This is a genomic window from Klebsiella sp. BIGb0399 (assembly GCF_003752615.1).
GTDB lineage: Bacteria > Pseudomonadota > Gammaproteobacteria > Enterobacterales > Enterobacteriaceae > Klebsiella > Klebsiella lignicola.
Window position 1 is genome coordinate 1,242,425 of sequence record NZ_RKHT01000005.1, and the last position, 12,394, is coordinate 1,254,818.

At 56.6% G+C, this 12,394-nt stretch carries 8 protein-coding genes and 1 other RNA gene; 5 read left to right on the plus strand and 4 right to left on the minus strand.

Annotated features, from left to right (window positions below):
- Positions 1-185 precede the first annotated feature (185 nt).
- A complete protein-coding gene (gene ydiK, locus EDF82_RS06270) occupies positions 186-1,310 on the plus strand; it encodes an AI-2E family transporter YdiK (RefSeq protein WP_123754706.1) in 1,125 nt (374 codons plus the stop codon).
- A gap of 171 nt (positions 1,311-1,481) precedes the next feature.
- An RNA gene (gene rprA, locus EDF82_RS06275) (antisense sRNA RprA) lies at positions 1,482-1,589 on the plus strand.
- 78 nt (positions 1,590-1,667) lie between these two features.
- On the opposite strand, the gene EDF82_RS06280 is transcribed toward rprA, so the two are convergent.
- The 3 genes from EDF82_RS06280 to ppsA all read right to left on the minus strand — a co-directional run bounded on the left by EDF82_RS06280 (position 1,668) and on the right by ppsA (position 8,061).
- Positions 1,668-4,037, minus strand: a complete 2,370-nt coding sequence (locus EDF82_RS06280) for a glycoside hydrolase family 3 N-terminal domain-containing protein (RefSeq protein WP_123754707.1) — start codon at positions 4,035-4,037, stop codon at positions 1,668-1,670.
- Between the two features lie 4 nt (positions 4,038-4,041).
- Complete coding sequence (locus EDF82_RS06285) at positions 4,042-5,439, minus strand: MFS transporter (protein WP_123754708.1); 1,398 nt, start codon at positions 5,437-5,439, stop codon at positions 4,042-4,044.
- A gap of 243 nt (positions 5,440-5,682) precedes the next feature.
- A complete protein-coding gene (gene ppsA, locus EDF82_RS06290; protein WP_123754709.1) occupies positions 5,683-8,061 on the minus strand; it encodes a phosphoenolpyruvate synthase in 2,379 nt (792 codons plus the stop codon).
- A 341-nt stretch (positions 8,062-8,402) separates the two neighbouring features.
- On the opposite strand from ppsA, the gene EDF82_RS06295 reads away from it, so the two are divergent.
- The 3 genes from EDF82_RS06295 (at position 8,403) to hemP (ending at position 10,801) form a co-directional block, all read left to right on the plus strand.
- Positions 8,403-9,236, plus strand: coding sequence for a pyruvate, water dikinase regulatory protein (locus tag EDF82_RS06295; protein ID WP_123754710.1), 834 nt, complete (start codon positions 8,403-8,405; stop codon positions 9,234-9,236).
- 154 nt (positions 9,237-9,390) lie between these two features.
- Positions 9,391-10,437, plus strand: a complete 1,047-nt coding sequence (gene aroH / locus EDF82_RS06300; RefSeq protein WP_123755496.1) for a 3-deoxy-7-phosphoheptulonate synthase AroH — start codon at positions 9,391-9,393, stop codon at positions 10,435-10,437.
- 184 nt (positions 10,438-10,621) lie between these two features.
- On the plus strand, positions 10,622-10,801 hold the full coding sequence (gene hemP, locus EDF82_RS06305) for a hemin uptake protein HemP (RefSeq protein WP_174509949.1): 180 nt from the start codon (positions 10,622-10,624) through the stop codon (positions 10,799-10,801).
- Positions 10,802-10,843: 42 nt separating this feature from the next.
- Here hemP and selO read toward each other — a convergent pair whose 3' ends face one another.
- Positions 10,844-12,286: a protein adenylyltransferase SelO gene (gene selO / locus EDF82_RS06310; RefSeq protein ID WP_123754712.1), complete on the minus strand. Its 1,443-nt coding sequence runs from the start codon at positions 12,284-12,286 to the stop codon at positions 10,844-10,846.
- Positions 12,287-12,394: the final 108 nt, after the last annotated feature.

The window sequence follows — 12,394 nt, forward strand, 5'->3', positions numbered from 1 at the left end:
GATGATTTTGTGTATGGGTAACTAAACGATTGCGTAGTGCACTCAACTTTTTATCACATTTTTTTCATATGCGCCCACCAGATTTATGTGCAAAATCAGGCCCGTGAAATTATTGATATTATTATCAGTACATGGATTTACGCAGCGTCAGCATTTTGACGCCACTGGAAAGGTAAAATTTCTCTATGATTAACGATCGCCAGCCCCGGGATATACCGCAAGTTCTGCTGTCGGTACTGTTCTTGTCCCTGATAATTATCTCCTGCTTATGGGTGGTACAACCCTTTATTCTGTCTTTCGCCTGGGCAGGCACCGTCGTCATTGCCACCTGGCCGGTGCTGTTACGCCTGCAGCGTGTGCTGTTTGGTAAACGTGCCCTCGCCGTGCTGGTGATGACCATATTGCTGTTTTTACTGTTCGTGATCCCCATTGCGCTGCTGGTCAACAGCCTGGTGGATAACAGCGCGCCGTTGATCAAAATCATCTCCAGCGGCAACGTCAGCCTGCCAGATCTGGCCTGGCTCAACAGTATTCCATTGATTGGTAATAAACTTTACGCGGCCTGGCATGGCCTGCTGGATATGGGCGGCGCGGCCATTATGGCTAAGATTCGCCCCTATATCGGCACCACCACCACCTGGTTTGTCGGCCAAGCGGCGCATATTGGCAAGCTGCTGGTGTACTGCGGTCTGATGCTGCTGTTCAGCGCCCTGCTGTACTGGCAGGGTGAAAAGGTCGCCTACGGTTTGCGCTATTTTGCCACCCGTCTGGCGGCTAAACGCGGCGATGCGGCCGTGCTGCTGGCCGGTCAGGCGGTTCGCGCCGTGGCGCTGGGCGTCGTGGTCACCGCGCTGGTCCAGGCGGTGCTGGGCGGGATTGGTCTGGCCATCAGCGGCGTACCTTACGCCGCGTTGCTGACCGTGGTGATGATCTTCACCTGTCTGGTGCAGCTGGGGCCATTGATTGTGCTGATCCCGTCGATTATCTGGCTCTACTGGACCGGGGATACCACCTGGGGCACGGTGCTGCTGGTGTGGAGCTGCGTCGTCGGCACTATGGATAACGTTATCCGCCCGATGCTGATTCGAATGGGCGCCGACCTGCCGATGATCCTGATTCTTTCCGGCGTTATCGGGGGCCTGATCGCCTTCGGGATGATTGGTTTGTTTATCGGCCCAGTGCTGCTCGCCGTCTCCTGGCGCCTGTTCGACGCCTGGCTGCATGAGGTTCCGCCGCCGCCAAAAGATCCGGATCAGGTGCTCGCCGAACTGGAAGAGCTCAATGCGGTGAATAACAGCTGCGAGAAGTAAAAAATGAGGCGGGGAAACCCGCCTTAAATATAAGAAAACCTAATAAAAACACCCTTAACCTTCACCTTCTTCGCCGTATTTCCCGCCATTCTCACAATCATACTTCACACCAATTTAACTATTGAGATGAATCCGATCGACGCATTAATCAGCGATATCTACTATTAGGGCACGGTTATGAATCAATACGTTGATTTATAAGCATGGAAATCCCCTGAGTGAAACAACGAATTGCTGTGTGTAGTCTTTGCCCATCTCCCACGATGGGCTTTTTTTTATCCTGCTGCCTCAGATGATTCTGATGCGGACCTGTTTCCAGAGTCACAGGCCGCCTTTGTCGAATAAATACCTGAACGTTTAGCTCACCTCACAGCGGCTCATCATCTGCCAGTGTTGCGGCAGTTCACGGACCTGGCCGCGTACGGTCACGGTGGCCGTGCCACGGATATCCGCCGAAGATGCGCCGATCTGCAGTTCAAACTCGCCCGGCTCGACAATACGTTTGCCGTCACGGCGGGTGAAATTCAGCATATCGACCGGCACGGAGAAGGTCAGCGTGGCGCTGGCACCGGCGTCAATCGTCACCCGCTGGAAGGCTTTGAGCTCCTGCAGCGGACGCACCATCGACGCCACTTTATCGCGAACGTATAGCTGGACGACTTCACTCCCGCGACGATCGCCGCTGTTGCGTACCGTCACCTGAAGGGCGATTTCCCCGTCCGACGCCACCTGGGACGCCAGCAGCTCGGGCTGGCCGTACTCAAAGGTGGTCCAGCTTTGCCCGTAGCCAAACGGATACCGTGAGCCAAAGTGGAAAGCAAACGGTGTTCCGCCGCTTTTGAGCTTGTGGTTGTAGTAATAAGGCATCGCACCGGCGCTTTTCGGCACGCTGACCACCAACCGTCCTTGCGGCTCCTCACGCCCGGTAAGTACGTCGGCGATGGCCCATCCACCCTCTTGTCCTGGCGCCCAGGCCATCAGCAATGCCGCCACGTGGTCCTCAAGCCCCTGCAGGTGATAAGGCCGCCCGCCGGTCATCACCACAATTACCGGTTTACCGGTGGCGACCAGCGCCTCCAGCAGCTGCTGCTGTACGCCCGGCAGATTCAGGCTATCGGTATCGGACCCTTCACCGACGGTTCCGCTCTGGAACAGCCCGGCCAGATCGCCCACGCAGGCGACGATAACATCGCTCTGCTGGGCCACGCTGACCGCGTCGGGGATCAGGCTGGTATCGAACGACACCGGCGAAGTCTGCATCGGTTTGCCGCCGCTGTCGCCGGGGAACACCGGCGCCCCCGCCATGCGCTGCTCGATGATATGGCAGCCTTTGGCGTACTTGACCCGCGCCTCACCCAGCGTGTGGCGCAGAGCCGCCAGCGGCGTGGTCACCTGAGACACCTCATCGACCATATCGCTGATGATCAGATGCACCGGGAAACTGTAGCCGCTGAGCAGCGCCAGCGGATCGTCGGCAGTGGGTCCCACCACCGCAACCCTCGGCTGTCCTTTCAGCGGGAGGATGCCGCGGTTTTCCAGCAGCGTCAGCGAACGGGTAGCCACGTCACGCGCCGCCTGACGGGCCGCAGGTGATTGCAAGGTAATGCCGGCTACATCGGTGTAGGGCTGTTCAAACAGGCCAAGCCGGAACTTCTCCGTCAGGGTACGCCCGACAATTTCATCGATTTTCTCGAGGGTGATCAGCCCCCGCGCCAGCGCCTGCTGTAGATGGCGCGCGCAGTCATCTTTCGGCAGCTCCACGTCAAGCCCGGCGTTGAAGGCCAGCGCAGCGGATTCCGCGGCATCATGGGCAATGCCGTGGTGCTGATGCAGCAGACTGACGCCGCCATAGTCGGCCACGATAATGCCGTCGAAGCCCCACTGCTCGCGCAGGAGGGTGGTCAGCAGGAAGTGGTCGCTGTGACCGGGCTGGTTGTCGATATCATGATAGGCCGGCATCACTGACCCGGCGTTTGCCAGCTTGACCGCCATCTCAAACGGCAGCAGGAAGGTATCGTTGAGTTCGCAAAATCCCAGATGCACCGGCGCATGGTTGCGGGCCCCTTCGCTAAACGAGTGGCCGACGTAGTGCTTCAGGGTTGCCAGCAGGTCGCGCTTCTCCCCCTGTAATCCTTCCACATAAGCGCAGGCCATGACTCCGACCAGCCACGGGTCTTCACCGAAGGTCTCCTCGGTGCGCCCCCAGCGCACGTCGCGTGACACATCCAGCACCGGCGCCAGCCCCTGCTTACAACCTGTCGAGCGCGCTTCAGCGCCGATTTCCCGCGCCGCCCGTGCCACCAGCGCCGGGTCCCAGGTCGAACCGTAGTTGAGCGACGAGGGGAACAACGTCGCCTCTTTACACAGCAGCCCCACCAGGCACTCTTCATGGAACAGCGCCGGGATCCCGAGCCGGGTCTCCTCGACCAGCATTTTTTGCAGGCGGTTGGCCGCGCGTACGCCGCTTTGCGCCGACACAATGTGGGTGCCTAGCGGACGGGTTATCTGCCCGACCCCAAGCATTAAACGTTCGGCCAGAGACGCCTGGGCGCTGACGCCGGCAAACTCGTCGCTCATGTCGCTGCGCTCCCGGTGTTCACCCTCTTCCGCGAGCACCAGCCAGTAGGCGTGCATCTGGGCAATTTTCTCGTCCAGCGTCATGCGCGCCAGCAAATCCGCGACGCGTTCCTGAATCGGGCGACGGGCATCCTGATAAATTTCGGTCATACAATTACTCCTGTAAGGCGGTATTCAGCGCCGGTTGCGCAGTGTCCGTGAGGGTGGTTTCGCGGCGACGGATAAGATCGCGGGCAATGCTGTCCGCCGTGGCGCTATTGAGCTTGTAGAACACCAGCAGCAGCGCCATCGCGATAAACAGAACCGCTGGGATCAAGGTGAACAGAGTATTAATGGTGCTCAGCACCGTCGCCGACTGGGTTGTGGCGTTAGGGATATAGTCGACAATGCCGAGAACCCACCCCACCACCGCGCCGCCCAGCGCAAGGCCGAACTTAATGGCGAACAATGCCGTGGAGAAGACCAGCCCGTCGAGGCGGCGACCGCTGCGATGCTCTTCGTAATCCACGACGTCCGAGAACATGGTCCACTGCAGCGGCGTGGTCAGGTTCTGAATAAAGCTAAAGACCACGTTAACGCCAAATATCAGCCACACCTGATTCGCCGGAATAAAGAAAATAGCCGTGGCAAAACAGACAAAAGTAATAATCGTCCACTGATAGGCGCGGACCCGGTCGAATTTACCCAATAAGCGTTCGGATAATAATGCCCCGAGCAGAGCCGCAATCATTCCGGAGACAATAAACGTAAACACCATATCCGGTCGCTGCATCACGTACTTGACGTAATACATGGTCGCCGACCCGCGTGTAACGACAGCCGTTAATAATAAAATGTTAAACACGAAGATGATTCGCCACTGGCTATTGCCGGCCAGCAGTTTGAGGTCTTTTACTAATGAGCCGGAGGTATCGTGCGGCGGGGTGAAGCGTTCGCGAGTGAGGAAAAAGCAGCTAAAGAAAAGCACGATGCCAAGTAGCCCCATCAGGCTCATGGCATAAAAATAGCCTTTCTGCGCATTCCCGCCCCCCAGATGAGCCACCAGCGGCAGCGCAATCACGGTGACAATCAGACCGCCGATAAACGATAACGCAAAGCGCCACGATTGCAGCGAATGCCGTTCGTGCGGGTCCATGGTCAGGGAGCCAGGCATCGCGCAGTACGGAACGTTAATCGCCGAATAGATAAAGCTCAGAATGGTGTAGGTCAGGCAGGCGTAAATGATTTTTCCGGTTTCGCCGACGTCCGGCACGTAGAAGGTGATGATGCAGCTGACCCCAAAAGGGATCGCAAACCACAGCAGCCAGGGACGAAAGCGTCCGTGACGAGTCTGGGTACGGTCCACCAGCGCACCGATGCAGGGATCGACCACGGCATCCACCACCCGCACGACTAAAAACATCGTGCCCATAATCGCGGCAGGCAGACCAAATACGTCGGTATAAAAATAGGCCAGAAACAGCGTGGCAGTTTGCCACACCAGCGCGCTGGCCATATCGCCAAGGCCGTAACCAATTTTATTTTTTATCGTCAATACAGAGGAGATAGTCATTATTATCCTTACACGCAAGATAGCGTTTATCACTAAGTCGTTAGTATCAGAATCCGATGACGCGGTATCAGTATTGAGAATGTCCGGCGAGGCAACAATTGTCGAAATTCACTGCGTGATTACGATATTTTGTTTTTTTCTGTTTATGTGACTGACTGCAAATATGCGGTTGAGCATCAGGAAAAGAAAATAAAAAAAATCCCCGTCATTACTGACGGGGATTTTGTGGTTTTAACGCCGGGCTTATTTATTCAGTTCAGCCAGGCCAAGCCAGGTTTGCACGACGGTGTCCGGGTTGAGGGACAGACTGTCGATCCCCTCATCCATCAGCCACGCGGCAAAATCTTCATGGTCTGACGGGCCCTGCCCGCAAATACCGACATATTTACCCTGTTTCTTCGCTGCGCGAATCGCCATCGACAGCAGCGCTTTCACCGCCTCGTTGCGCTCATCAAACAGCTCAGAAACCACGCCGGAATCGCGGTCGAGACCCAACGCCAGCTGCGTCATGTCGTTCGAACCGATAGAGAAGCCGTCAAAATACTCAAGGAACTGATCGGCCAGTAACGCATTCGATGGGATTTCGCACATCATAATGATTTTCAGGCCATTTTCACCGCGCTTAAGTCCCTGACGCTCCAGCTCTTCAACCACCGCTTTCGCCTGAGCAACGGTACGTACGAACGGCACCATGATCTCGACGTTGCTCAGCCCCATATCGTTACGCACGCGCTTAACCGCATCACACTCCAGGGCGAAGCAATCGCGGAAGCTGTCGGAGACGTAACGACCGGCGCCGCGGAAGCCAAGCATCGGGTTCTCTTCTTCCGGCTCATAACGCTCGCCGCCGACCAGGTTGGCGTATTCGTTAGATTTAAAGTCAGAGAGACGAACAATTACGCGCTTCGGATAGAACGCCGCGCCGAGGGTAGCGATCCCTTCGGTCAGGCGACCGACGTAGAACTCTCTCGGTGAGTCGTAGCCTTTCATCAGCTCGCGGATTTCGTTCTGCAGCGCAGGCTCCTGGTCATCAAACTCCAGCAGCGCGCGCGGGTGTACGCCAATCATCCGATTGATGATAAATTCCAGACGCGCCAGACCCACGCCTTCGTTCGGCAGACAGGCGAAATCGAATGCACGGTCCGGGTTACCGACGTTCATCATGATTTTCAGCGGCAGATCCGGCATTTCACCGACGCTGGAGCTCTTGATGCTGAAATCGAGCAGCTCGGCGTACACGTAGCCGGTATCACCTTCGGCGCAGGAGACGGTCACGTTCTGGTTTTCCTGAATGCGATCCGTCGCGTCGCCGCAACCAACCACCGCCGGGATCCCCAGCTCACGGGCAATAATCGCCGCGTGACAGGTACGCCCGCCACGGTTGGTGACGATCGCCGCAGCTTTCTTCATGATCGGTTCCCAGTCCGGGTCGGTCATGTCGGTCACCAGCACGTCGCCCGGCTCGATACGGTTCATTTCACTGATATCGTGAATCACCTTAACCGGACCCGCCCCGATGCGATGGCCGATGGCGCGGCCTTCAGCCACTACCTGACCTTGCGCATGCAGGGTATAGCGTTCCATCACCTGACCGCGGGAACGGACGGTTTCCGGACGCGCCTGCACGATAAACAGCTCACCGGTGTGGCCGTCTTTCGCCCATTCGATATCCATCGGACGGCCGTAGTGCTTCTCGATCTGTACCGCCTGGACGGCCAGCGCCTGCACTTCGTCATCGGTTAACGAGAAAATGTCGCGCTGTTCCTGCGGCACGTCTTCGATACGTACCTGCTTGCCATGCTCCTGGGTCGGCGCATAGATCATGCGGATCTTTTTCGACCCCATGGTGCGGCGCACGATCGCCGGGCGGCCAGCGGCCAGCGTCGGTTTGTGGACATAGAACTCATCCGGGTTCACCGCCCCCTGCACCACCATTTCGCCGAGGCCCCAGGCGGAGGTAATAAACACCACCTGGTCAAAACCGGACTCGGTATCGATGGAGAACATGACGCCGGATGAGGCGAGGTCGGAGCGCACCATCCGTTGAACCCCGGCGGATAACGCCACGCCGCGATGGTCATAACCCTGATGCACGCGATAGGAGATCGCGCGATCGTTAAACAGCGAAGCAAACACGTGCTTCACGGCGACGAGCACGGCATCAAAGCCCTGCACGTTGAGGAATGTCTCTTGCTGCCCGGCGAAGGAGGCGTCCGGCATATCTTCCGCGGTGGCGGAGGAGCGCACGGCAAAGGAGGCCTCGGCATTGTCAGCGGACAGCTGTCGATAAGCATCACGAATGGCGTCTTCCAGTTCGCTCTGGAACGGCGTGTCAATGATCCACTGACGGATCTGGGCGCCCGCTTTCGCTAATGCGGAAACGTCGTCAATGTCGGTTTCATCCAGCAGCTCATAGATGCGCTGGTTAACACCGCTTTGGTCCAGGAACTGATTAAAAGCATCAGCGGTGGTGGCAAAGCCGTTCGGTACGGAAACACCCATACCGGACAGATTCGTAATCATTTCACCAAGGGAGGCATTTTTGCCCCCAACTCTGTCTACATCATTCATGCCGAGTTGGTTATACCAAAGCACCAGCGGTGACGAGCCATTGTTGGACATCGAGACAATCCTTTTGTGATTTAATACCAGTGATAAAAAACTCACGATCAACTACGGGATTTATCCTGACATATTTATGCGGCTTAAAAAAACGGTGAATCGTTCAAGCAAATTATTTTTCCTGTTTTAGGACAGTTCCAGCAATATACCTAAGCCAATGATTCTGCTGAAATCTGCTGCAATTTGATACAGAATCCAGAAAGAACAGAAAACTGAACCATCCTTTTCATTAAAAATAAAAATACCGTTTCATTTTTAAAATGAGACAAGCCGAGGGGGGATATGCTTAAATTTAATATCTGCTTTCAGGTAATTAAACTCATTATACCGGATGGTCAAAAATGGAAAGTGCTGTAGATCGCCACGTATTTTATATTTCTGACGGTACTGCCATTACGGCAGAAGTGCTGGGGCATGCGGTGATGTCGCAATTTCCTGTTGCCATCAGCAGCTTTACCCTGCCGTTTGTCGAAAATGTCAGTCGCGCGCGGGCCGTCAAGGAGCAGATTGACACCATCTACCAGCAGACCGGCATCCGTCCGCTGGTGTTCTACTCCATCGTGATCCCGGAAATCCGCGATATCATCGTGCAAAGTGAGGGATTTTGTCAGGATATCGTGCAGGCGCTGGTGGCCCCGCTACAGCAAGAGTTGCGTCTCGACCCGACGCCCATCGCCCATCGGACCCACGGCCTGACGCCGGGTAACCTCAATAAATACGATGCCCGTATTGCGGCCATCGACTACACCCTCGCCCACGATGACGGTATTTCGTTGCGTAACCTCGATCAGGCACAGGTGATTCTGCTCGGGGTGTCCCGTTGCGGTAAAACCCCTACCAGCCTCTACCTGGCCATGCAGTACGGCATCCGCGCGGCGAACTATCCGTTTATCGCCGACGATATGGATAATTTAATCCTGCCGGCCTCCCTTAAGCCGTTGCAGCATAAGCTGTTCGGACTGACCATTAACCCGGAGCGCCTCGCCGCTATCCGCGAGGAACGTCGCGAAAACAGCCGCTATGCTTCGATGCGCCAGTGCCGGATGGAAGTCACCGAGGTGGAAGCGCTGTACCGCAAGAATAAAATTCCCTGCCTGAATAGTACCAATTATTCGGTTGAAGAAATTGCCACTAAAATCATGGACATCATGGGGCTGAATCGAAGAATGTACTAATGAGCTAGTGCATTGGATAAAATATGTTTATGCTATCACCCGTGGCCTATACAGGATCATGACCTGCTCTTGCAATAAGCAGAGATTGGTTTATCGTGATGCGCATCACTTCCCGGCATTTTCGCCGCGGAAGAAACAGATTTTTGAGACTCCAATGAATAAAACAGACGAATTGCGTACCGCGCGCATTGAAAGCCTGGTGACGCCCGCGGAACTGGCGCAGCGCCACCCGGTGTCTGCCGATGTTGCGGCGCACGTCGCCGCCTCCCGCCGTCGGATAGAAAAGATCCTTAATGGTGAAGATCGCCGCCTGCTGGTGATTATCGGCCCGTGCTCCATTCACGATACCGACGCGGCGATGGACTATGCCCGCCGCCTGCAGGAGATGCGTGAGCGTTACCAGCCGCAGCTGGAAATCGTGATGCGCACCTACTTTGAAAAACCGCGTACCGTGGTGGGCTGGAAAGGGTTAATTTCCGATCCTGACCTCAATGGCAGCTACCGGGTAAACCATGGTATCGAACTGGCACGCCAGCTGCTGCTGCAGGTGAACGAGCTGGGCGTCCCCACCGCAACCGAGTTTCTCGATATGGTGACCGGACAGTTTATTGCCGACCTGATTAGCTGGGGCGCCATCGGCGCGCGTACTACCGAAAGCCAGATCCACCGTGAAATGGCCTCGGCGCTCTCCTGCCCGGTAGGCTTCAAAAACGGTACCGATGGCAACACCCGCATCGCTGTTGACGCCATTCGCGCCTCCCGCGCCAGCCATATGTTCCTGTCGCCGGATAAACAGGGACAGATGACGATCTATCAGACCAGCGGCAACCCGTATGGCCATATCATCATGCGCGGCGGGAAACGGCCGAATTATCACGCGGAAGATCTTGCCGCGGCCTGCGAGGCGCTGCGCGAGTTTGCGCTTCCGGAACAGCTAGTGGTGGATTTCAGCCACGGCAACTGCCAGAAGCAGCACCGTCGTCAGCTGGAGGTGTGTGCCGATATCTGCCAGCAGATCCGTGCAGGCTCCACCGCCATTGCCGGCATCATGGCGGAAAGCTTCCTGCTGGAAGGGACCCAGAAGGTGGTTGCCGGTCAGCCGCTGACGCGTGGGCAGTCGATTACCGACCCTTGCCTGAGCTGGGAAGACAGCGAGCGACTGCTGGCCGAACTGGCCGCCGCTACCGCTACCCGCCTGTAGTTAGTGTATTGCCCTGTCTCTGCCACTCTGTGGCAGGGCTGTTTCATCCCTTCGTTGTACGCTATTCCCCCGCTAACACCCCCAAAATCCAGGGTTTTCACAAATAACGCTTGCCGTAAAAATTAACATTACTGATAATGATTATCATTGTTGCTTTTATTTTTATTTTGGTGCTATGACGCGAATGGATAACACTGCCACAGCAGAAAAAACAAAAGACAATGCCCCTTACCCCGTGCCGACGGATCGTAAGATAAACAGCCGCACCCTGCTCGGGCCGGAAGGCCGGGTGGTGATTGAACACGGCGGCCAGCACTATCTGCTGCGCCAGACCCATGCGGGCAAACTGATCCTCACCAAATAAGCCCTCTCCAGCCACCGGGCGGAGAAGGCACTTAGCGTGGCATCAGCTCGAGCAGCTGACCTCCAGATGCCTTCCCCAGTCGGGAGGACGATTAACATAATCGTCCTGGCGGTCGCTAAACGGCTGGGTTAATACCTGATGCAGACGCGCCAGTTCAGCCATATCGCCCTGCTCTGCTTGCTCAATGGCGCGCTGCGCCAGCCAGTTTCGCAACACCAGCGCCGGGTTGACGCTCTGCATCTGCTGCTGACGCTGAGCATCATCAATCTGCTCGTCACGCAAACGCGCACGATAGCGGTCGAACCAGCTATCAAAGGCTGCCCGGTCGATAAACTCGTCGCGCAGCGGCGATGCGGCACTGTGCTGCTCGCTGACGCTGAGCATCCGGAAGGTGCGGGTATAGTCGCTGCCTTCGTGGATCATCAGGGCAAACAGGCCATCCAGCAGGTCGTTATCGCCTTTCTGTTGGCTAAACAGGCCCAGTTTGTCGCGCATACGGCGGCCATATACCGTCAGCAAAGCATGCTGATAGCCATCTAATGCCGCATTCAGCGCCTCAACCGGAATAAACGGTGACAGCGACTGCGCCAGGCGCTGGAGGTTCCACAGGCCAACAGCCGGTTGATTTTCGAAGCTGTAGCGCCCCTGATAATCGGAGTGGTTGCAGATAAAGTCAGGTTTGAAGTCATCGAGGAAGCCATAAGGACCGTAGTCCATGGTCAGGCCAAGAATCGACATGTTATCGGTATTCATCACCCCATGGGCAAAGCCCACCGTCTGCCAGCTGGCGATCATCGTCGCCGTCCGCGTGACAACGTCACGGAACCACAGCACGTACTTATCCGCTTCATCGTTCAGTTCTGGCCAGTGGTGGCGGATCACATAATCCGCCAGCTGCTGGACCTTCTCCGGCTCGCGGCGGTAGTAGAAGTGCTCAAAATGGCCGAAACGCACGTGGCTCTCGGCAATACGCATCAGCATCGCCCCGCTCTCGAGGGTTTCACGTTGTACCGGGGTGTCGCTGGTGACCATGGCTAAGGCGCGGGTGGTCGGGATCCCTAACGCATGCATCGCTTCCGATGCCAGACTTTCACGAATCGTTGAACGCAGTACGGCCCGCCCGTCTCCCATTCGTGAATAAGGTGTCAGCCCGGCGCCTTTCAGATGCCAGTCTACGCGACGACCATCGGGCAATTGCTGCTCGCCGAGCAGGATCCCCCGGCCATCGCCCAGTTGCCCGGCCCAGCTGCCAAACTGGTGGCCGCTGTAGACCTGCGCCAGCGGCGACATGCCGGGCAGTAACGTTTCGCCGCCCCACACGCCAGCGCCCTGCGCCGGGTGGAACAGTGTGTCAGGGACGCCCAGGGTTTGCGCCAGCGCCGGGTTATGCCAGATAAGCCGGGCATTGTGCAGCGGTGTGGGCGCGAGCGCAGTATAGAAATCCGGCAGTTCATCACGCCAGTGGGTAGTAAAAGACAGGGTCATGGTTCCTCCTGTCTCCAGTGTAGTGCCTTCAACAAGGTATTAACACGGGTGAACCGCAGGGTTATCAACATAAAAAAAGGGAAGCCCGCGCTTCCCCTTTCATTGCAT